A 21,148-nucleotide genomic window follows, 5' to 3' on the forward strand; every position below is an offset into this window, starting at 1 on the left:
ATGACCCCATTCGTGGCTGGATCGCCCAACACACCGGAAACGACCGATGAAGTGGCCCCAGATAAACCGGATGGGGTTTCGCTTTTCTGGATGAAGTGAAATTGCAGCGAATCTTGTCACCACCGCGCCAGCGCGGGAGTTGTAGTCACCGAGTAGTCACCAGCGACCCCAGAAAGCAAAAGGCCCAACATCTTGCGATGCTGGGCCTAAGCCGTTTTCTCTATGGTCGGGGTGGCGGGATTCGAACTCGCGACCCCTTGCACCCCATGCAAGTGCGCTACCAGGCTGCGCTACACCCCGACGAAGCCTCGCAGTATAGCGAATTTTTTCGCTGCATCGCAAGACCGAAGGCGGGCCCTGGTCAGGTCTCCGAAAGGTCGTCTCGCAATCGCAGCAATTCCATCCGCAGCTCCACAAGGCCAAGGGGGCCTTCGGCCTCAGGGGACCGCAGGGCTAGCCCTTCTCCTGAATCGCCGAGTTGGTTGCGGGCGCCGCTGATGGTGAACCCCTGGTCGTAAAGCAGGTCGCGAATGCGACGAATCAGCAGCACCTCGTGGTGCTGGTAATAGCGGCGATTGCCGCGGCGCTTTTGCGGGCGCAGTTGCGTGAATTCTTGCTCCCAGTAGCGCAGCACATACGGCTTGACGCCGCACAACTCACTCACTTCACCGATTGTGAAGTAGCGCTTGGCAGGAATATCTGGCAACGCAGCCATGGTTGAAGCGCCTCCGTGGGGAAGTCTTAGCTAGCGCCTGGCCCGTCTTCATCCCCTTGCACCGAGGACTTGAGCTTTTGGCTAGCGTGAAATGTCACGACCTGCCTTGCTTCGATAGGAATGAGTTCGCCGGTGCGTGGGTTGCGCCCGGGCCGAGCCGCTTTGAGCCTCAACGCGAAGTTCCCGAACCCGCTGAGCTTGACCTCATCCCCTTGTTTCAGGTGGTCGCCCAACAGTTCAAAGAAAGCCTCGATCAAATCCTTCGACTCGCGCTTGTTCAGTCCGAGCTTGTCAAACAACAAATCAGACAGCTCCGCCTTGGTCAGCGTCGGGGTCTCCAAGGCTTCGAGCATGAATCGCGTGGGGTCCAAAGCATCATTCATATCCCACCCTCTCACTGGCCGCGCAACCGCGCTCCGACTTGGGTCTGCAACGCACGGATCACGGCCTGAACCGCGGCTTCCATGCGCTCATCGGTCAAGGTCGTTGCCTCATCCTGCAGCTCAAGCCGCAGCGCCAAGCTGCGTTCCCCGGCCTTGAGGTCGGCGGTGGGCTGCGAGGGTTTGAACACATCGAACAACTGCGCTGAGCGCACGATGGCATCACCGCATTCGTTAACGGCCGCCATCAACGCATCGTGCGTGGCGCCTTCCCCGACGATCACGGCTACATCTCGCACACTGGCCGGATGTCGTGGAACCGGCAGCCCATGCGGTACACGCTGGTGAAGCACGGCGGCCAGATCCAACTCGAACAGCACGGGCGCCTGCGGTAGCTCGTAGGCCTGGCGCCAGCGCGGGTGCAGTTCGCCGACCCAACCCAAGACCTTGCCCTCGCACTCGATGCGCGCGCTGCGGCCCGGGTGCAGCGCCGGATGCTCAGCGGCCACAAACTGAGCTTGCTTGGGTGCTAACAGCATTTCCACGTCACCCTTGGCATCGAAGAAGTCCACCGCACGCTCTTTGCTGGACCACTGCAGCCGCTCAGCCGCGCCGTAAAGCAGACCCGACACGCGACGCGGCTGGTGCACCCCAGCGACTTCCAATTCGGCATCGGCCTGAGCCGGGTTACGCAAAAACACGCGGCCGGTTTCAAAGAGGCGGGCCCGCGTCTGGCGACGGGCCAGGTTGTGCTTGAGAGCTTCGATCAAGCTGCCCATCAAGGACGAACGCATAACCGCCAGCGGCGCGGCGATGGGGTTGAGCACCCGGATCGGGTCGGCGTTGCCGGCGAGTTCGCGCTCCCAGCGCTCTTCCACAAAGCTGAAATTGATGGTTTCCTGATACCCCAGGTCGCAGAGCTGGCGGCGCAGTTGGCTCAAAGGCCGCATGCGTTCGGGGCGCACCACGGGCCGCACAGGCCCCAGCGGCGGCGCGTCATTCAAGCGATGCAGGCCCAGCACTCGGATGACCTCTTCGATCAGGTCCTCTTCGATCTGAATGTCATGGCGCCAGCTGGGCGGCGTGACTGTGAGCGCACCTTCTTCCTGCACAAAGGGGAAACCCAGACGCTGCATGACTTGAACGCATTCGGCCTGCGTCACATCGATACCCAGCACCTTGGCCGCGCGGGCCACGCGCAAGCGCACGGGCTTGGCCACCGGCACGTTCAGCACTTGATCGTCCAGCGGGCCAGCGTGGCCGCCGCAAATCTCAAGCACCAAAGCCGTGAGACGCTCAATATGGTCAGCAATTGAAGCCGCGTCCACCCCCCGCTCGAAGCGGTGGGCCGCATCGGTGCTGAAGTTGTAACGGCGGGCGCGACCTTGAATGCTCTCGGGCCACCAGAAGGCGGCTTCGATGTAGAGGTTTTGCGTGTCGTCGCTGACCGCCGTGCTGTCGCCGCCCATGATGCCGGCGAGCGATTCGACATGAACCGCGTCCGCAATCACGCCAACTTTTTCATCCAGTTCGATGGTGTTGCCGTTGAGCAGCTTGAGCGTTTCACCCGTGCGCGCCCAGCGCACTTCCAGGTCACCCTGAATTTTGTCCAGGTCGAACATGTGACTGGGACGGCCCAGCTCAAACATCACATAGTTGGAAATGTCCACCAGGGCCGACACCGGGCGCTGGCCGCAGCGCTCCAGCGCCGCCACCATCCAGGCCGGCGTTTGGGCTTTGGCATTGACGCCGCGCACCACGCGGCCCGCAAATCGGCCGCACAGATCCGTCGCCCGCACGTGAACCTTCAGCTTGTCATCGATCTGCGGGGCGACCGGAGTGATGGCAGGAAGGTTCAGCGTCGCCCCCGTCAAGGCGGAGAGCTCGCGCGCCACGCCCATCACCGAGAGGGCATGGCCGAGGTTGGGCGTGAGTTTGAGCGTCAGCAGCTGATCGTCCAGGTTCAGCTGCGCGCGGATGTCGCGGCCAATGGCGGCATCGTCGGCCAATTCCAGCAAACCGCCGTGGTCGGTGGACAACCCCAGCTCGCGGGCCGAGCACAGCATGCCGAAGCTTTCGACACCCCGCAGCTTGCCCACCTTGATCTTGAACGGTTTGCCATCCTCACCGGGCGGAAGCTCAGCGCCCACGGTGGCCAGCGGCACTTTGATGCCCACGCGAGCATTGGGCGCGCCGCAAACAATTTGCAGCAACTCGGTGCCGCCAGCGTTGACCTTGCACACGCGCAGGCGGTCGGCATCGGGATGCTGCACAGCCTCCACGATCTCGGCGACCACGATGCCCGTGAAGGCGGGCGCCACCGGGCGCATCTCTTCGACCTCAAAACCCGCGAGGGTTAGGGTATCGGCCAGCTCTTGGGTGTTCAGCGGCGGGTTGCAGAAGGCCCGCAGCCAGGACTCAGGGAATTGCATGACAGATTCGCAGCGGGAGATTTATTTGAATTGGGCGAGGAAGCGCAGATCGCCCTCGAAGAACTGGCGCAAGTCGTTGACGCCATAGCGCAGCATGGTCAGGCGATCGGGACCCATACCAAAGGCGAAGCCGATGTACTTCTCAGGGTCGAGGCCGAAGTTGCGCACCACATTGGGGTGCACTTGGCCAGAACCCGCGACTTCCAACCAACGCCCTTTGAGCGGGCCGTCGCCAAACGCGATGTCAATTTCCGCTGAGGGCTCGGTGAACGGGAAATAGCTGGGGCGGAAGCGCAATTCCAACTGCTCCGTCTCGAAAAAGCGCTTGCAGAATTCAGTAAAGACCGCCTTGAGGTCGCGGAAGCTGACGTTCTCGCCAATCCACAGGCCTTCGCACTGGTGGAACATGGGCGAGTGGGTGGCGTCGCTGTCCACGCGGTAGGTGCGGCCAGGCGCAATCACCCGAATCTCGGGCATCACGTCGTGGTCCGAGAACTTCGCCGCATGGGCGCGCGCATAGCGCACCTGCATAGGACTGGTGTGCGTGCGCAGGCAATAGGGCATGCCGTCGGCATCCTTCAGGTCCACGTAAAACGTGTCCTGCATCGAACGGGCTGGATGGTTGGCGGGGTTGTTCAACGCCGTGAAATTCATCCAGTCGGTTTCAATTTCGGGGCCGTCCGCGACGTCAAACCCCATGGAGCCGAAGATCGCCTCGATGCGCTCCAGGGTGCGGGTCACCGGGTGCAAGCCGCCCACGCCGCGGGCTCGACCCGGCAGGGTGACATCCAGCGCTTCGGCCTTCAGTTGGGCCGCCAATTCGGCCTCTGCCAGAGCGGCCCGGCGCGCAGTCAGCGCCTCTTCGATGCCCTGCTTGATGCGGTTGATTTCCGCCCCACGCGTCTTCTTCTCCTCGACGCTGAGCTGGGCCAGGCCCTTCATCAAGTCGGTCACACGACCGCTCTTGCCCAGAAAGCGCGCCTTGGCGTCTTCCAACTGGGCCGGCGTGCTCGCGTGGGCGAAGGCGTCTTGCGCCTCATGGATCAGTTCAAGCATGGGACAGCAGAAAAAAGGAAGGCCGAGCACGGGCGTGTCGGCCTTCGGAATGGGCTGGCCCAGGGAACCCGGGCCGGCTGTTCGGTGCCCATCAGGCACCCTGGTCGATTTACGCCAGCGCGGCCTTCACCTTGTTAAAGATGGCGGCAAAGCCAGCGGGGTCGTGCACCGCCAGATCGGCCAGGACCTTGCGGTCGATGTCGATCTGGGCCTTCTTCAGGCCGGCCACGAACTTGCTGTAGGACAGGCCGAGGCCACGCGAAGCGGCATTGATACGGGCAATCCAGAGCTGACGGAAGACGCGCTTCTTGGCACGACGGTCGCGGTAGGCGTACTGACCCGCCTTCATCACCGCCTGTTTGGCGATACGGAAGACGTTCTTACGACGACCACGGAAGCCCTTGGCCAGAGCCAGGACCTTTTTGTGACGGGCACGAGCGGTTACACCACGTTTAACGCGAGGCATGAATGTTCTCCTTCAGTTCTAGGAATTACAGACCAGCGCTGGGCAGCATCGCAGCGATGTGGCCCATATTGGTCTCATGCACGTTCGCAGCGCCGCGCAGCTGGCGCTTGTTCTTCGTGGTCTTCTTGGTCAGGATGTGGCGCTTGAAGGCTTGACCGCGCTTCACGGTGCCACCCGGACGCACGCGAAAACGCTTCTTCGCGCTGCTCTTGGTCTTCATCTTGGGCATGTTCTGCTCCTTTTAAATTTGCCGGGCTGGGCGGCTGGAGAGACTCCAGCACTTGATGGCCTGCTCGGCTTGTGTCGATCAGCAGACTGACCAAAGTCTGCTGATCGAATCCCGAAAAAACTTACTTTTTCTTGGGCGCCAGAATCATGATCATCTGGCGGCCCTCGAGTTTGGGCATGTGCTCCACCATGGCCACGTCGGCCAACTCATCACGGATCTTTTCCAGCAGGCGCAAACCAATTTCCTGGTGGGTGATCTCGCGGCCTCGGAACCGCAGCGTCACCTTGCCCTTGTCGCCATCTTCCCCAATGAAGCGGCGCAGGTTGCGCATCTTCACGTTGTAGTCGGCGTCATCGGTACCCGGACGGAACTTCACTTCCTTGACGTCGATGACCTTTTGCTTGGCCTTGGCTTCCGCCGCCTTCTTCTGTTCTTGGTATTTGAACTTGCCGTAATCCATCAACCGGCACACGGGCGGGTTGGCGGTGGCGGCAATTTCCACCAAGTCCACATCGGCTTCGCCTGCCAGACGCAGCGCTTCCATGATGGACACGATGCCCAGCGGCTCGTTCTCCACCCCATTGAGGCGGACCTCGGGGGCCATGATTTCGCGGTTCAGCCGATGTTTACGCTCCACGTTGGGCGTGCGGCGGTCCATGAAGGTAGCGATGGTGGAATCCTTGTTCGTTACAAAAAAAGCAAGTGCGCGCCAAGGCGGACCTTAGACCTTGGCGGTGACGTCGGCGGCGAGCTTCACAAGGAAGTCGTCCAGCCCCATCACCCCCAAGTCTTGGTTGCCACGGGCGCGCACTGCAACGCTCGAATTCGCCTTCTCCTTGTCGCCCACGACCAGGATAAAGGGAACCTTTTGCAGGGAATGCTCGCGGATTTTATAGGTGATCTTGTCGGCGCGCACGTCTACATGGGCCCTAAACCCTTGTTTTTGCAACGTTTTCGCGACTTCATGCGCGTAGTCGGCCTGGTTTTCGCTGATCGAGCAGATGACAACCTGGGTCGGGGCCAGCCAAACCGGCAGGGCACCCGCGTGCTGTTCAATCAGGATGCCGATGAAACGCTCCAGGCTGCCCACGATGGCGCGGTGCAGCATCACGGGCGGGCGGCGGCTGCTGTCTTCAGCCACGTATTCAGCGTCCAGGCGCTGGGCCATGCTGAAGTCCACCTGCATGGTGCCGCACTGCCACTCGCGGCCCAGGGCGTCTTTGAGCGTGTACTCGATCTTGGGGCCGTAGAAGGCACCATCGCCCGGTGCGATGATGAATTCCACACCCGAGCGGCGCAGGGACTCCATCAGCGCGTGCTCGGCTTTGTCCCAAATTTCATCCGAACCAATGCGGGCCGCCGGGCGCGTGGCCACCTTGTAGAGGATGTTGGTGAACCCGAAGTCCTTGTAAACCTTTTGCAAGAGCTCCGTATAGACCACGCACTCGTCCAGGATCATGTCCTCGGTGCAGAAGATGTGGCCGTCGTCCTGCGTGAAGGCGCGCACGCGCATGATGCCGTGCAAGCCGCCGGTGGGTTCGTTGCGATGGCACTGACCGAACTCGCCGTAGCGCAGCGGCAAGTCGCGGTAGCTCTTGATGCCCTGCTTGAAGATCAGGATGTGGCCCGGGCAGTTCATGGGCTTCAAGGCGTACTCGCGCTTCTCGGACTCCGTCGTGAACATGTTGTCACGGTACTTGTCCCAGTGCCCCGTCTTCTCCCACAGGCTGCGGTCGACGATTTGCGGGCCCTTGACCTCTTGGTAGCCGTTGTCGCGATAGACGCGGCGCATGTACTGCTCCACCTCTTGCCACAGCGTCCAGCCCTTGGGGTGCCAGAACACCGTGCCGGGGCTGTGCTCGTCCAGGTGGAACAGGTCCAGCTCCTTGCCCAGGCGGCGGTGGTCGCGCTTCTCGGCTTCTTCCAGGCGCGTCAGATAGGCTTGCAGATCATCCTTGGAGCTCCATGCCGTGCCATACACGCGCTGCAGCATCTCGTTGCGGTGGTCACCGCGCCAGTAGGCGCCCGCCACCTTCATCAGCTTGAAGTGCTTGAGCTTGCCCGTGCTGGGCACGTGTGGGCCCCGGCAGAGGTCTTCGAAGCCGCCCTCGCGGTACAGGCTGACCTCCTCCCCGGCGGGAATGGCACCAATGAGTTCCGCCTTGTAGGCCTCCCCCATCGCCGTGAAATGGGCGATGGCCTCGTCCCGGGGCAGCACACGGCGCACCACGGGCTCGTCCTTCTTGGCCAGCTCCAGCATCTTGGCCTCGATGGCAGCCAAGTCGTCTGGCGTGAAGGGGCGCTTGTAGGCAAAGTCGTAATAGAAGCCGTTCTCAATCACCGGGCCGATCGTGACCTGGGCTTCGGGAAACAGCTCCTTCACCGCATAGGCCAGCAGGTGCGCCGTGCTGTGGCGAATCAGCTCCAGGCCGTCAGCATCCTTCTCGGTCACGATGGCGAGCTGCGCATCCCGCTCGATCAGGTGCGACAGGTCAACGAGCTTGCCATCGACCTTGCCGCCCAGCGCCGCCTTGGCCAAGCCTGCGCCGATGCTCGCCGCGACCTGACCCACCGTCACGGGGCCGTCAAACGGGCGCTTCGAACCATCGGGGAGTTGAATGGAAATCATGAAAGTACCTCAGCAGAAATGAAAACGCGGCCCACAGGCCGCGTCGAATCCAGCAAGAAAAGTCAGCAGGCGCGGCCCCACGCGGCGGAGGCACGCCGTTCAGAAGGGGATGTAGTCCGCGGTGTCATAACCGTGCTGCCTTTCTCGCTCTTGTGAGACTGGTAAGAGGGGCGATTCTAAAGCGCTTCGGCCTGAATCGAGTTCTTTTGGGTGAGGCGCTCGAATTCCGCCGCCAGTCGCTCACTTTCCGCCACGACCTGCCGCCAGCGGCCTTGGCGCTCGCTCACGCTGAGCGTGGCGAAATCCGCTCGGTCGGGCAGCTTGCCGCCGGGCAGGCGGGCCACCCACGCGGGGTGCGGCGCCACCACCACCGTCTGACTCAGAAAGGCGCTGGCCCGGTGGCGGTGGCGGAGCGTTTTGTCCAGCCAGCCTGGCACCACGGCGCGCTGGAAGTGCGGGTACAGCACCAGCGGGCTGCTCTGCCCTGCCAGGCTGCGATAGTCCCAGTGCAGGTGGTAGTCGGTGATGCCGCCATCCCAATACGCCCCCGGCGGTGCGCCCGGGATCTCGGACTGCGCCCGCAGGTAAAACGGGATCGAGCAACTGGCCAGCAGGGCCGGCAGCAGGTTGCGTTCGGTTAGCGGCAGCACACGGCTGCGGTAATCGCTCAACGGCAAGGGCAAGGGGCTGCGCGGGTCGGAGAACACGACGCGCTCCAGCCAGCGCCCCATCCAGGGCCGATGCGCTGCGTTGGCTGCGAAGGCCGCCAGATAGCCCAAGGGCGTGCGCCAGCGGGACTCCCGCGCCAACACCCCCAGGCCGCGCGAGGTGACCAGGTGCAAGCGCCAGCGGGGGTGCGCCACCAGCCGCGCCTCCGCCCCTCCAAACTGCTGCTGCAGCGTGTGCTGGAAGCGGGCCGTCACCGCCGCAGCCGGTAGCCGCCGCTGGCCGGGCTCTGGGTCGTAACGCTGCGCCACATAGGCCTCGGCCAGGCGTTCGAAGGCCGCGGCCACCTCCTCGGCCCCGTGTGCGGATGCCGCCGCAGCCATGCGCCACGCGCCAATTGAGGCCCCCACCAGGTGCACAGGCTGGTGACTCTCGGCCAGGAAGCGACCGAACAAGTGCCGGTCCAGCGCATTCAGGACCAGGCCTTTAGGGCCACCGGCCGCGGCCGGGATCAGGCCAACATCCGCCGCCTGCAAGCCCCGTTCGGCTAGCCGCGCGCGAGCGGCCGGCCCGGCGAAAACCTGCAGGGCCGGCCCAGACATCAGAACTTGTGTTCCCAGTTCACGGCGTACCAAGCCCGCTGGCGGCGCTCGCTCAGGGCAAAGTCGCCGCTGGTGTACACCGTGGCGCTGGTATTGGCCACGGGGGCCAGGTTCTGCACGCCAAAGCGCAGCGAATCGCTTCGGCTCATCGTCCACAGCACGTAGGCGTCCATGCCACGGGCGCGGCCCGTGCTGAGGCGACTGAGCAGCGTTTGCTGCACGTCATAGGAGGGCGTGAAGTTCAGGTTCAAGCCCATGGACACCGGCACGTCCTTCAAGCGGTAGTCGGCACCAAAGGTGAACGACCAAGGCTGCTGCTGCTCCAGGCGGTTGTCGGGCCCCGGCAGGTCCTCCACCTTGGAGCGGTAAATCGACAGCGAAGCCCGCAGACTGAGCGCGGTTGCCGGCTCGAACAGGCTGGGGAACAGCTCGCCCGCCCGACCCTTGATTTCCAACTCGAGACCGGAAGTGTGGACGCGGCTGAGGTTCACCGGCATGGCCACCCACCGAGGCTGGCTCGCCCAGCCGACGTTTTGCAGGCTCAGGCTGTTGCGGATCAGGCCTGTGATGCGACGGTGGAACACGCCCACCGACAGCATCGACCCCCCGCTCAGGTATTTCTCCCAGGCCAAGTCCAGGCCCGTTGCCAGTTCCGGCTCGAGCGCCGGGTTGCCCACGCGGTCCGGCGCGGTCTCGGTGTTAGGTCCGGTCGTGGGGTAATTGGTGTTGATGGTGGGGCGGGCAATCAGCTGCTGCACGTCCGGCGCCTTGTAGCTGCGTGTCAGGCTCATGCGAAGCAAATCGCGCGCCTTGGGATCGAACTTGTAGTTCAGGTGCAGCAACGGGGTCAGCACCGAGCTGGTGCTGCGGAAGGTGGAGCCACTGCCCTCGCTGTCGGTGCGGATGCGCTCATTGCGCAAGCCCAGGTAAGCGGACCATTGGGGTGAGATTTCCCACTCGTCCTGCACAAAAAGCGCGCTGCGGGTGACCGTGGCGTCAAAGGGCTGGCCTTCGATGCCCGGCAGCAGGTCAACGCCGTTCTCCAGCGTGCGGCGCGACTCCTCCCGGCTGCGGCGCTCCAACTCGCCCCCTGCCGTCACGGTGTGCGCCTCGCCCACGAACTGGCTGTACTTGCCGCTCAGATTGAGGCCGCGGTTCTGGCCCTCGCCCGTGGTGCGGCGGTCGACCGTGGGCAGTCCGGCGGCGTTGCGCCCGAGGAAGCGGGTATCAAACTCCGAACTGGCACCGCCCGCGCCCACGCGCAGCTCCAGACGCTGGTCTTCCTGGAACCGGTTGTTGTATTGCAGGTTGAGGCGCGCGTGCTGGAAGTAGCCTCGGTTGGTGAATTGGTCGTCCACCGAGCTCGGGGCGCTGCCCTGCAACACGGTGGTGTCGGTCTCGCCCACGTTGCGGAAGTTGTTGCGCACCGCAAAACCTTGCAGCGTCAGCGTCTCGTCTTCGCCCAGCTTCCAGTTGATGCGCGGCGCCAGGTTCACCCCATGCCCATAAGGAATGTCCGTCCCCGCCGTCGCGAGCGTTTGCGGCTTGCCCTGGGCGTCGCGGCCCTGACGTATGCCGTCGTTTTCGTTCAGCAGGCGCCAACTGAAAAACGACACGGGCATGACCACACCCAGGCCGCCTTTGCGGTCGCCATACGTGAAGCTGCCGTTCACGACGGGCTTGTCATGGTTGTAAGCCAACCCCAAGCGCAGGTCCTTTTGAACCACGCGCGGCGCATCCTTCAGGATGATGTTCACCGTTCCCGCAATGGCCTGCGCACTCTGATCGGCCGTGGGCGCTTTGCTCACCTCAATCCGTTCGACGCTGGCGGGATTGACTTGGTCCAGCGCGAAGCCCGGAGGCGCCGGATCCCCGTTGACCAGGATCTGCGTGAACGCCCCGCCCAGGCCGCGCATGCGCAGCTGGTTGCCCTGCATGTTGATGCCGGGCAGGCGCTTGAGCACATCGGCGAGCTGGGTGTCCCCGTACTTGTCCAACTCCTCGCGCCCATAGATTTGCTTGGCCACGGGTTGGCGCCGGCGCATGTCGGTGTCGCTGGCCTGGCGGGCTCGCACCTCCACCCGATCCAACTGCTGGGGATTGGCTCGGTTGTCATCCGACTGCACTTCTTGCTGCGCATGCGCCGGGATCAGACTCAAGTGGGCGGCCATAACGCTGGCGGCCAGGGCGGTGGGTTTCAATTTCATGGGAAACGGTTAATTGCGCGGCGCAGCATGCCGCAAGCGCGTCCGGCTGGCATTCGTCATGCCCCAAAGACCCTTGAGGCGTGACCCAGCCTGGGGTCAGCGCTTGCCTTGCAACTTGGCAAACGCTGCGGCCATGGCCCCACTGGCCGGTGCAGGCGCGGCCGGCCGTGCGGCTCTTTCGTGGCGGCCCGCTGGCCGATAAGCGTTGTCGTCGCGTGCACCAGCTCGGGGGGCCGCCATCTCCAGCTTCATGGTCAGGGAAATTCGCTGGCGCTCCAGGTCCACCTCCAGCACTTTGACACGCACGATGTCACCGGTCTTGACGACCTCCCGCGCATCGTTGACGAACTTGTGGCTGAGTTGGCTGACGTGGATCAGCCCGTCTTGGTGCACGCCCAGGTCCACGAAAGCGCCGAACTGCGCGACGTTGCTAACCGTGCCCTCCAGCACCATGCCGGGCTGGAGGTCCTTGAGGTCCTCGACGCCGTCGTTGAATCGCGCCACCTTGAAGTCGGGGCGCGGGTCGCGGCCGGGCTTTTCCAGTTCGGCCAGCACGTCCTTGACGGTGATGGCGCCAAATTTCTCGTCGGCCAGAGCCTCCGGGCGCACCTTGCGCAGCACGTCGCTACGGCCCATCACGTCGTGGATGGGGAGCTTCAGCTGATCGAGCAGGCGCTGCACCACCGGGTAGGTCTCGGGGTGCACCCCGCTCTGGTCGAGCGGGTTGTCGCCCTCACGGATGCGCAGAAAGCCCGCCGCCAACTCGAAGGTCTTGGGGCCCAGGCCGGTCACATCCAGCAGTTGCTTGCGGTTCTTAAACGGACCTTGGGCATCACGGTGGCGCACGATGGCGCCGGCTAGGCTCTGCGTCAAGCCCGACACCCGCGCCAGCAGCGGCGCGGAGGCCAAGTTCAGGTCCACGCCCACGCCATTCACGCAGTCTTCCACCACCGCGCCCAGGCTGCGGGCCAGTTCGCTCTGGTTCACATCGTGCTGGTACTGGCCCACGCCGATGCTCTTGGGGTCGATCTTCACGAGCTCCGCCAGCGGATCCTGCAAGCGACGGGCGATGGACACCGCGCCGCGCAGGCTCACATCCAATTCGGGAAGCTCCTTGCTCGCGACTTCCGAGGCCGAGTAGACCGAGGCACCGGCCTCGCTGACCACCACCTTCTGGATTGCCACACCCGGCGCCAGGCTCTGCAGGCGCTTGATCAGGTCAGCGGCCAGCTTGTCGGTCTCTCGGCTGGCGGTGCCGTTGCCGATGGCGATCAGGTTCACGCCGTGCAGCGAGCACAGCTTGGCCAGGGTGTGCAGGCTGCCCTCCCAGTCGCGGCGCGGTTCATGCGGGTAGACCGTGCTCGTGTCTAGCACCTTGCCGGTCTCACCCACCACCGCCACCTTTACGCCGGTGCGGATGCCTGGGTCCAGACCCATCACCACCTTGCGGCCGGCCGGGGCGGCCAGCAGCAGGTCGCGCAGGTTCTCGGCAAACACCTTGATGGCGGTGGCTTCCGCGGCCTCACGCAGGCGGGTGAAGAGGTCGCGCTCCAGGCTCATGCTGAGCTTGACCTTCCAGGTCCAGGCCACGGTCTTGCGGATCAGCGCATCGCCCGGCCGGTTCTGAGGGCTCCAGCCCAGGTGAGCGGCAATCCTCATCTCCGCCATCGTGGGCTTGCCGGGCAGCACCTCCTCGTTCAGCACCAGCTTGGCATCCAGGTAACCCGCCGTGCGGCCGCGGAACACCGCCAGCGCACGGTGACTGGGTACGCGGGCGATGGGCTCGTCGTACGCAAAATAGTCGCGGAACTTGGCAACCTCAGCGTCGTTCTCGTTAGCCGATTCGACACGCTGGCTTTGGAACAGGCCCTCGGTCCAGAGCCAGTCGCGCAGCTTGCCCACTAGGGCGGCGTCCTCGGCCCAGGTTTCGCTCAGCAGATCGCGAACACCATCCAGAACGGCCGGTGCGTCGGCAAAACCGGCCTCGGCGTTGATGAAGCCGGCCGCTTCGGCCATTGGGTCCAGGCTCGGGTCGGCAAACAGCTTGTCGGCCAAGGGGGCCAGGCCGGCCTCGCGGGCGATCTGGCCCTTGGTGCGACGCTTGGGTTTGTAGGGCGCGTAGAGGTCTTCCAGCAGCTGCTTGGTGTCGGCGGCCTCTAGCTGAGCACGCAGCTCGCTCGTGAGCTTGCCCTGCTCCTCCACGCTCTTGAGGACGGCCGCCCGGCGGTCTTCCAGCTCGCGCAGGTAACTGAGGCGCGCCTCCAGTTCACGCAACTGAATGTCGTCCAGACCGTCCGTCGCTTCTTTACGGTAGCGAGCGATAAAGGGCACGGTAGCCCCACCATCGAGCAGGTCCACGGCGGCCTGCACCTGCGCCGCACGAACCTTCAGTTCTGCGGCAATTTGAGCAACGATTCGATCCACAAACAACAAGGGCGCCCAAAACAGGCGCCCATAGAAAACGCAAACAGCGCGATTCTCTCAGGCGCGGTGCATCTCCACATGGGGGATGCCGTCTTCAACGAACTCCGGCCCCACCTCAGCAAACCCATGGGCGGCGTAATAGCCCTTCAAGTGCGCCTGGGCAAACAGCACCATGGGCTGACCGGGCCACAAACGGGAACACGCCGCCACGGCATGCCGCATCAATTCATGCCCCAGCCCTTGCCCCCGAGCGGGCGCGGCCGTCACCACGCGGCCAATGCAGGCCGCACCGCTCACCTTGTCCCCCGGTGCGAACAGTCGGGCGTAAGCCACCAGCGTCTCGCCCTGCCAGCCGAGCAAGTGCTGGGCCTGGGGGTCGTGCCCGTCCACATCGGCGTAGAGGCAGTGCTGCTCCAAGATGAAGACCTCAGCGCGCAAGCGCAGCGCCGCGTACAAGGCGTGCACAGTCAGCTGCGCGAAGGGCTGGCAGGTCCAGTGAAGCGTGAGCGGGCTCATCAATGAACAGGGGCCCAAAACGCCGCATCGTCATGGGCGACCGCAGCAAAAGCCCCTCGCAGCGCCGCCACAGCGCCCTCACCCCGGCGCGCCAGCTCAAACATGGGGCCGCCCTTCCAGCGAGGAAAGCCATAGCCCAGCACATAAACAAGATCAATGTCCGAGGCCCGCAGCGCCACGCCCTCGGCCAAGAGGCGCTCGCCCTCAATTCCCAGCGCCAACAGCAAGCGGTCGACGATTTCCTCGGCCCCCACGGTTCGGGCAGGCCGCCCCATCTGCTCGCGGTGCGCCGCAATCAGCGCCGCCACCGCCTTACTAGGACGGGCCTCGCGCCCGTCGTAGTCGTACCAGCCACCCCCTGCTTTTTGACCAAACCGCCCCAACTCACACAGCCGGTCCGCCAGCGGCTGCGCCCGGCGCAGCTTGCCGTCTTTGGCGCGCTGCTGTCGCACGCGCCAACTCACGTCGTTGCCAGCCATGTCGATCATGCGGAACGGGCCCATCGCCAGCCCCCACGCTTCAATGGCTTGGTCCACCTGCTGGGGCGTGCAGCCCTCATCCAGCAAGAAGAGGGCTTGCTCGAGATAGCGATCCACCATGCGGTTGCCGATGAACCCGTCGGCGTTGCCGGCCACCACGCAGGTCTTGCCGATTTGCTTGCCAAAGGCCAACGCACTGGCCAGGGCCGTGGGGGAGGTGGCCGCGCCCCGCACCACCTCCAAGAGCTTCATGACCGCCGCTGGGCTGAAGAAATGCAGGCCCAGCACTTGGTCCGGACGCTGCGTGACTTGGGCCAACGCATCCATATCCAGGGTAGAGGTGTTGCTGGCCAGCAGGGCCTCGGGCTTGGCGATGGCATCCATCTCACGGAACACGGCTTGTTTCAGCGCCATGTCTTCGTAGACCGCCTCGATCAGCAAATCCGCCTGGGCCAAGTCCCCAAGTCGCTCGGTCACGGTCATCAATTGGCGTGCCGTTTGGGCCTTGTCCGCCGACAGGCGCCCCTTTTCGACCTGGGCCACCCAGTGGCGATCCAACTGGGACAGCGCCCGCGCTCGGGCAGCAGCATCGGGTTCCACAAGTTGCACCGGCAAACCCGCCTGCGCGCACGCCAAGGCAATGCCCTGGCCCATGGTGCCGGCCCCCACCACGCCGACCGATTGAATGCGCGCGCGGGGCGTGTCCGCCTCCACGCCCGGCACCTTGCCCGCCGCCCGCTCGGCGAAAAACACATGGCGCAGCGCGGCGCTTTCCGGGGAATGCAGAAGGCCCTCAAACCCCGCGCGCTCCGCCCGAATACCGTCCTCAAACGGCAACGACGCCGCACCCCGTACCGCTTGCACACAGGCCAAGGGGGCGGGGTAAGGCAAGCCCTCCGATGCGGCCAGCGCCTGCGCCTCCGCTTCGGCGTCCGGTGCCACCGTTTGGTCGCGCAAACGCGGCAGGGGTCGGAGGGCCTGGATGCGCTGAGCCAAGGCCACGGCGGCTGCAAGCACCGCGCCATCGCCCGCTTCCGCCACCACGTCATCGAACAGTCGCTGCGCCGGCAGGGCCGCCAACTCCTGCGCCCGCACCAAACGCCCCTGCGGAATCAGCTTCAGCGCCGTAGCCAGCCCCACTGCCCGGGGGAAACGCTGCGTACCGCCAGCCCCCGGCAACAACCCCAAATTAACCTCCGGCAGCCCAATCTGGGCTTTGGCCTGAACCACCCGGTAATGGCAGGCCAAGGCCAGCTCCAGACCGCCGCCCAGCGCCAGTCCTTCAATCGCCGCGACCACGGGTTTGCTCATCTCGTCCAGGCGGGCACACAGGCTGGGCAAATTCGGCTGCGCCAGGGCTTGGGGTTGCCCGAATTCGCGAATGTCCGCACCGCCCGAAAAGGCCTTGGCCCCGCCATGGATCACCACGGCCAAGACGTCCGGGGCGGCCTCCGCCCCGTCCAGCGCATGCATTAACGCCGTGCGAAGCGCGAACGACAGCCCATTGACCGGCGGGTTGGACACATGCAGCAGCAGCACGCTGCCCTGGCGCGAGGTTTGCAACAAGCTCATGCAGTTCAATCCAAAAGGGTGTCCACCAGCGCACGCAGTTCGCGCTTGTCCACATCACCATTGCCCAACCGTGGCAACTCCGGAAAGACCAACGCCCCCATCGGACGCTGCCAATCGGCCACACGCCCTTCGTACAGCGCCAGAAGAGCATCCGTTTCCAAGCTGTTGCCGGGGTGGAGCACCACCACCACCAGGGGCCGTTCGCCCTGCAAAGGATCGGGCCGGGCGATGGCAGCCGCCTCCGCCACATCGGGGTGCGACAGCGCAATGCGCTCCAACTGCGCCGCGCTGATCCATTCGCCGCCGCACCGAATCAGGTCCTTGCGCCGGTCCGTGATGGTGACCCAGCCCTCGGGATTGATGCGGGCGATATCGCCCGTGGGGAACCAGCCAGGATCGCCATCGACTGACACCAGAGGCGAATCCTTTTCTCCGAGGTAGGCATCCAAGGTCCACGGACCGCGGGCGACTAGCAGGCCTTCGGAGCGCCCGTCGCGTGGCAGCGAACGCCCTCCATCGTCGATCAGCGCTAGCTCCACCCCGAACCCCGGTCGCCCTTGCGGCAAGCGGCCATCCTCCCCGGCCACCAACCCCGCCCCTCGCGCGACCAAGGCCGGTGGCGCGATCTCGCTCATGCCCCAGGTGTGCATGATGTCTAGGCCGGGCCACTGCTGCATACGGGTCAACAACTCCGGAGGAAAGGCCGCGCTTCCCACCACCGCGCGCCGCAGCTGGGGCATGGCCAGCCCGGTGGCCTGCATGTGATCCAAGACCTCTTGCCACACCGTCGGCGGGCCGGCCGCCAAGGTGACGCCCTGGCTCGCCATGCCTTCGGCCAATGCCGCGGCCCCCAGCCCGGGCGGAACCAGGACCAATCGCGCCCCCACCGTGGCCGCACACAAGCACAGGGCCCACCCGCCGCTGTGGGCCACGGGCAGCAAGGGCATTACCGCGTCGTTGCACGACATGCCGTAGGCGTCAGGCAAGGCGGCTGCCAACGCCTGCAACACGGCGGCACGATGGCTGGTGGGCACCCCGCGCGGCCAACCGCTGCTCGCCGCTGTGAACGCAATCAAGGCCGTATCGGTCTCATCGGGTTGAGGCCACTGCCAATCGGGGTCGTCAATGCCGAGCAGGGAATCGGCATCCGTCGGCTCGATCATCAAGAGCCCTGGCTCCGGCAACTCATCCGGCCCCCCAAGCTGAATGTAGTGCTTCACGGTGCCCATCTGGAGCTGCATCGCTTCCACGAGCGGCGCCAGCGCTGAATCGAACACCAAGGCTTGCGCCTGCGCTTGATTTACGGCCCAAATCAGCTGCTCAGGAAATTGGCGGGGGTTGAGCGTTAGCGCTTGACGCCCCGCACACGCCGTTCCCAGCACGGCCTCCAGCAGGCCCTGAGCATTCCAGCCCAACAAGGCCACCGGCGCCCCACGCGGTACATCCAGCCGTTCGAGCGCCTGCCCCCACTGGCGGGCGCGGCGCTCCATTTGCATCCAAGAACTGCGGTACACGCGTCCTCCACCGTCCAAGGTGGTGACCGGTGTGCGGCCGTGCTCGCGCGCCGCTTGGCGCAGGAGCGTCGAAAGGTGCAAGGGAACGCGCATCATGGGGGCCTGATCTTAGGGGCCCCCATGGCACTGCAACACCCTCGCGCCTCCGGGTTGACCCGCGGGCCCCTCGGGGTTTGCGTTGCGCGGTAATACCTCAATCGCCCATCACGGGGTAGTCCGTGTAGCCCGCTGCCCCCCCGCCGTAGAACGTGCCGCTGTCCGGGGTGGCCCATAGCCTGTCGTGCCGGATGCGGGCTGGCAAGTCGGGGTTGGCAATGAAGGCGCGTCCGAAGGCGACGGCGTCGATCCATCCGCGCTCCAGACGCACGACCGCATCCTCAACGGTGTAGGCCCCGGAGCCCACGATGACGCCGGGGTAGCGCGCACGCAAACCCTCCCGAAAGGCCTCGGGCAGCTCCGCCCCGCCCACCCAATCGGGCTCAGACACGTGCAAGTAAGCCAAGTGGCGTTGGGCCAGCTGCTCTACCAGATAAAACGCATTGCCCTGCGGATCGTCATCGGTGAGGTCCGGCATCGGGGGAAAGGGAAAGATCCGAATGCCCACATGGCCTGACGACCACTCGGCGCAGCAAGCATCAACGGCCTCCAGGCACAAGCGGGCTCGGTTTTCGATCACCCCACCGTAGTCATCGGTGCGTTGATTGCTGCCGCTACACAGGAACTGCTGCAGCAAATAGCCATGCGCCGCGTGGATCTCCACCCCATCAAAGCCCGCTTGCCGCGCCCGGCGAGTCGCCATGGCATAGGCATCCACAATGCCCGGCAACTCCACCCGCTCCAAAGCCCGCGGCACGCTGCAAGCAGCACGCACCGGTCGGCCCTCGGCATCGCGGAGCGACGTACGCCCTTGACTGGGGAGCGCCGAGGGGGCCACAGGGGCCAGCCCGCCCGGCTGAACCTCACAGTGCGACACGCGCCCGACGTGCCACAACTGCAACACGATGCGCCCCCCGGCCGCGTGAACCGCCTCGGTCACGCCCTGCCACGCCTTGACTTGCTCAGGGGAAAAAATGCCGGGCGCGCCGGCATACCCTTTCGCCTGCGGGCTGATGTGGGCGGCTTCGCTCACGATCAAGCCCGCGCTGGCGCGCTGACGGTAATAGGTGGAGGCCAGGGGGCCCGGCACGTCACCCGGCTCAATCGACCGCAAGCGCGTAAGCGGCGCCATCCAGATGCGATTTGCCAGCTGCATCGCCCCCGCAGTCAGGGGCTGCAAGAGCGCGTCGGCGCCCCTCATGCCCGCGCTCCCGTCGCCCACGGTCCGGTCAATCCATTCAAGCCGCAGTCGATGAGGGTCTTGGCATCCCGCGCGTCATCCACGCCCTCGCCCATCACCTGCAGCGCCTGACCTTGCAGGAACAGCACCAGACTGCGCACAAAGCCGGCGCGGCTGGCATCCTCATGAACGCCCAGCAGCACCGAGCGATCCAGCTTGATGTAGTCCAAGCCCAGTTCGTAGAGACGCTCCATTTGCTGAACCTGGGCCCCCGCGTGCTCCAAGCCCACCGACACCCCCAAGGGATGAACCGCGCGAGACAACTCGCGCAGCAAGTCCGCCGTCTTGGCGTGCGCGGCATGGACATCAAACTCCAAGGCGATTTGCCGTGCGGCGCCGGGTTGGCTGCGAAGCAGGGCCCGCAGGCGCGGGAGGAAGTCATGCGCCAGCAGCGAAGCCGGTGCGATATTGAGCGCGCGCATCTGACCATCCCCTTGGGTCAACTGCAGGGCCAGGCCCACAGCGGCCAGGTCGATATCCGCCGTCAACTGCGTGCGCAGAGCCAAAGGCAGCCAGGTTTGCGCATTCACAAAGTCGGGCGGCGCGTCGCCCCCACCCACGGCCAGTCCCAAGTGCAACGGGCACTCCCAGTGCAACAAATGCCCTTCGCGGTCCAACACCGGGTATTGCAACAACCGCGTATGCCCCTGGGCCAGGGCCGCCTCAATTTGAGCCCGCCATGCCCGCTCGCCGCTCGGTAGCGCGCGGTCGTCGGCGGCACTGTCCGCGACCCGCAGGGCCATGCCCAGGGTCTGGCCAACCGCCCGCCCTTCCGCTTGGGCCAACACCTCGTCGGCCTGCGAGAACCAATAGGACAGGGGCTGCTCCCGCGCCAACTCCACGCCACCCAAGGCCAAGCGAATGGCGCCCTGCCCCCCTTGCCCGGCCGCTTGTTGGAGGGCGAGACGCAAGGCTTCGGCCAGTGCCTCGGCGCTGTCCTGCAGCACATCGGGTGCAGGCAGCCACAGCGCCAAATCCGCACCGTTCAATCGGCCCGCCAAGCTCCCCGGCACCCGCTGGCAGTACTGGCTCAAGGCCTGCCCCACCAAGGCCAGAACCTGGTCTGTGGCTTCCCGGCCCAGCAGGCGGTTCACACCCGCCAGATCCTCCAGACGCAGCAGCATGAAGGCCCCTCGCGGGGGCAGGTCATCTCGGGCCATGGCCGAGGCCAACTCCGCCAGGAAATGCTTACGCAGCGACAGGCCGGTGAGCGCATCGCAGTGGGCCTGCTGCCTCAGCAAACCCAGTTGCTCGGTCTGCGCTTCAAACATGCGCTGAATGCGACCGACCGTGGCGTTGAGCGCCTCGGTCAGCGATCGCAGTTCCGGAACTTTGGCCGGCGGCACGGTCAAAAACTGCCCTTCAGCCATGGCGTCGGCCTGGGCCACCAAGGCATCGAGCGGCCGACGAATCCGCCCCAAAACCCACTGGGCAAGCAGCAGCGCCACCACCGTGAGGGCTGAGGACCACAGGGCTGCCTGAACCAGTGCAGCCCACAGCGTGTCATAGGCGTAGCTGAGATGGGTTTTGATTTCCACCTGACCGATGGCTTGCCAGCCATTCGAAAGCTGGGCCACACCAGGTTCCACCGACAAAGGCAGGGCCTGCTGCAGCCACTGAGGGGCCTGACTCGGCTTGGCCTGCGCTTCGCGGGTGAACCCGACCTTGCCGTCTGACTGGATCCAGCGCAGCGCTTGGTAGTGGCCCGTATCGAACTGCGCACTCATCAGCAACTCGATCAAGGCCACGTCACCGCCCTGCTGGGACACCGCCAAGGCCAAGGCCTGGGCGTTGTCCGCATTTTTGATGCGAGCCTGGTCCTGCAAGACGGTTCGCAAGGACCCCGCCGACACCCCCAAAGCCCCGGTCAAACCCACCAACAATGACACCGCGATCAGCAGACTGATCTGGCGAATTAAGGACAT

16 protein-coding genes and 1 tRNA gene are annotated in these 21,148 nt (G+C 65.0%); all 17 read right to left on the reverse strand.

Annotated elements, in window-relative coordinates:
• Positions 1-223 precede the first annotated feature (223 nt).
• Positions 224-300: transfer RNA gene (locus I7X43_RS09835), tRNA-Pro, on the reverse strand.
• A gap of 61 nt (positions 301-361) precedes the next feature.
• Positions 362-715, reverse strand: coding sequence for a MerR family transcriptional regulator (locus I7X43_RS09840; protein WP_198100769.1), 354 nt, complete (start codon positions 713-715; stop codon positions 362-364).
• A gap of 26 nt (positions 716-741) precedes the next feature.
• Entirely contained in the window at positions 742-1,098 is a 357-nt protein-coding gene (locus tag I7X43_RS09845) for an integration host factor subunit alpha (RefSeq protein WP_198100770.1), read from the reverse strand.
• An 11-nt stretch (positions 1,099-1,109) separates the two neighbouring features.
• Positions 1,110-3,527: a phenylalanine--tRNA ligase subunit beta gene (gene pheT, locus I7X43_RS09850; RefSeq protein ID WP_198100771.1), complete on the reverse strand. Its 2,418-nt coding sequence runs from the start codon at positions 3,525-3,527 to the stop codon at positions 1,110-1,112.
• 21 nt (positions 3,528-3,548) lie between these two features.
• On the reverse strand, positions 3,549-4,583 hold the full coding sequence (gene pheS, locus I7X43_RS09855) for a phenylalanine--tRNA ligase subunit alpha (RefSeq protein WP_198100772.1): 1,035 nt from the start codon (positions 4,581-4,583) through the stop codon (positions 3,549-3,551).
• Positions 4,584-4,692: 109 nt separating this feature from the next.
• Positions 4,693-5,049, reverse strand: coding sequence for a 50S ribosomal protein L20 (gene rplT, locus I7X43_RS09860; RefSeq protein WP_138857260.1), 357 nt, complete (start codon positions 5,047-5,049; stop codon positions 4,693-4,695).
• A gap of 25 nt (positions 5,050-5,074) precedes the next feature.
• Positions 5,075-5,278: a 50S ribosomal protein L35 gene (gene rpmI / locus I7X43_RS09865; RefSeq protein ID WP_138857261.1), complete on the reverse strand. Its 204-nt coding sequence runs from the start codon at positions 5,276-5,278 to the stop codon at positions 5,075-5,077.
• 121 nt (positions 5,279-5,399) lie between these two features.
• Positions 5,400-5,936, reverse strand: a complete 537-nt coding sequence (infC, locus tag I7X43_RS09870) for a translation initiation factor IF-3 (RefSeq protein WP_198100773.1) — start codon at positions 5,934-5,936, stop codon at positions 5,400-5,402.
• Positions 5,937-5,999: 63 nt separating this feature from the next.
• The gene (thrS, locus tag I7X43_RS09875; protein WP_198100774.1) at positions 6,000-7,907 is read right to left on the reverse strand and encodes a threonine--tRNA ligase; all 1,908 of its coding nucleotides are present in this window, start codon (positions 7,905-7,907) and stop codon (positions 6,000-6,002) included.
• A gap of 176 nt (positions 7,908-8,083) precedes the next feature.
• Positions 8,084-9,175: a patatin-like phospholipase family protein gene (locus tag I7X43_RS09880; RefSeq protein WP_198100775.1), complete on the reverse strand. Its 1,092-nt coding sequence runs from the start codon at positions 9,173-9,175 to the stop codon at positions 8,084-8,086.
• Positions 9,175-11,382 carry a TonB-dependent receptor plug domain-containing protein gene (locus I7X43_RS09885; RefSeq protein ID WP_198100776.1) on the reverse strand — a complete coding sequence of 736 codons (2,208 nt, stop codon included), beginning with the start codon at positions 11,380-11,382 and terminating at the stop codon, positions 9,175-9,177. The genes I7X43_RS09880 and I7X43_RS09885 overlap by 1 nt, the downstream gene beginning before the upstream one ends.
• A gap of 96 nt (positions 11,383-11,478) precedes the next feature.
• Positions 11,479-13,806 (reverse strand): Tex family protein, encoded by a 2,328-nt coding sequence (locus I7X43_RS09890; RefSeq protein ID WP_198100777.1) that lies wholly within the window; start codon positions 13,804-13,806, stop codon positions 11,479-11,481.
• 57 nt (positions 13,807-13,863) lie between these two features.
• The gene (locus I7X43_RS09895; RefSeq protein WP_198100778.1) at positions 13,864-14,322 is read right to left on the reverse strand and encodes a GNAT family N-acetyltransferase; all 459 of its coding nucleotides are present in this window, start codon (positions 14,320-14,322) and stop codon (positions 13,864-13,866) included.
• On the reverse strand, positions 14,322-16,373 hold the full coding sequence (locus tag I7X43_RS09900) for a 3-hydroxyacyl-CoA dehydrogenase NAD-binding domain-containing protein (RefSeq protein WP_198100779.1): 2,052 nt from the start codon (positions 16,371-16,373) through the stop codon (positions 14,322-14,324). Before I7X43_RS09900 ends, I7X43_RS09895 begins: the two co-directional genes overlap by 1 nt.
• 5 nt (positions 16,374-16,378) lie before the next feature.
• Complete coding sequence (locus I7X43_RS09905; protein WP_198100780.1) at positions 16,379-17,983, reverse strand: AMP-binding protein; 1,605 nt, start codon at positions 17,981-17,983, stop codon at positions 16,379-16,381.
• Positions 17,984-18,080: 97 nt separating this feature from the next.
• Positions 18,081-19,184: an N-ethylmaleimide reductase gene (gene nemA / locus I7X43_RS09910; RefSeq protein ID WP_198100781.1), complete on the reverse strand. Its 1,104-nt coding sequence runs from the start codon at positions 19,182-19,184 to the stop codon at positions 18,081-18,083.
• Positions 19,181-21,148 (reverse strand): bifunctional diguanylate cyclase/phosphodiesterase, encoded by a 1,968-nt coding sequence (locus I7X43_RS09915; protein ID WP_198100782.1) that lies wholly within the window; start codon positions 21,146-21,148, stop codon positions 19,181-19,183. The genes nemA and I7X43_RS09915 overlap by 4 nt, the downstream gene beginning before the upstream one ends.

It is taken from the genome of Inhella gelatinilytica (genome assembly GCF_016093295.1).
GTDB classification, from domain to species: Bacteria; Pseudomonadota; Gammaproteobacteria; order Burkholderiales; family Burkholderiaceae_C; genus Inhella; species Inhella gelatinilytica.

Coding starts and splice junctions, on each gene's coding strand:
- I7X43_RS09840 (WP_198100769.1), bottom strand. CDS start 715: ATGGCTGCGTTGCCAGATATTCCTGCCAAGCGCTACTTCACAATCGGT.
- I7X43_RS09845 (WP_198100770.1), bottom strand. CDS start 1,098: ATGAATGATGCTTTGGACCCCACGCGATTCATGCTCGAAGCCTTGGAG.
- pheT (WP_198100771.1), bottom strand. CDS start 3,527: ATGCAATTCCCTGAGTCCTGGCTGCGGGCCTTCTGCAACCCGCCGCTG.
- pheS (WP_198100772.1), bottom strand. CDS start 4,583: ATGCTTGAACTGATCCATGAGGCGCAAGACGCCTTCGCCCACGCGAGC.
- rplT (WP_138857260.1), bottom strand. CDS start 5,049: ATGCCTCGCGTTAAACGTGGTGTAACCGCTCGTGCCCGTCACAAAAAG.
- rpmI (WP_138857261.1), bottom strand. CDS start 5,278: ATGCCCAAGATGAAGACCAAGAGCAGCGCGAAGAAGCGTTTTCGCGTG.
- infC (WP_198100773.1), bottom strand. CDS start 5,936: ATGGACCGCCGCACGCCCAACGTGGAGCGTAAACATCGGCTGAACCGC.
- thrS (WP_198100774.1), bottom strand. CDS start 7,907: ATGATTTCCATTCAACTCCCCGATGGTTCGAAGCGCCCGTTTGACGGC.
- I7X43_RS09880 (WP_198100775.1), bottom strand. CDS start 9,175: ATGTCTGGGCCGGCCCTGCAGGTTTTCGCCGGGCCGGCCGCTCGCGCG.
- I7X43_RS09885 (WP_198100776.1), bottom strand. CDS start 11,382: ATGAAATTGAAACCCACCGCCCTGGCCGCCAGCGTTATGGCCGCCCAC.
- I7X43_RS09895 (WP_198100778.1), bottom strand. CDS start 14,322: ATGAGCCCGCTCACGCTTCACTGGACCTGCCAGCCCTTCGCGCAGCTG.
- I7X43_RS09900 (WP_198100779.1), bottom strand. CDS start 16,373: ATGAGCTTGTTGCAAACCTCGCGCCAGGGCAGCGTGCTGCTGCTGCAT.
- I7X43_RS09905 (WP_198100780.1), bottom strand. CDS start 17,983: ATGATGCGCGTTCCCTTGCACCTTTCGACGCTCCTGCGCCAAGCGGCG.
- nemA (WP_198100781.1), bottom strand. CDS start 19,184: ATGAGGGGCGCCGACGCGCTCTTGCAGCCCCTGACTGCGGGGGCGATG.
- I7X43_RS09915 (WP_198100782.1), bottom strand. CDS start 21,148: ATGTCCTTAATTCGCCAGATCAGTCTGCTGATCGCGGTGTCATTGTTG.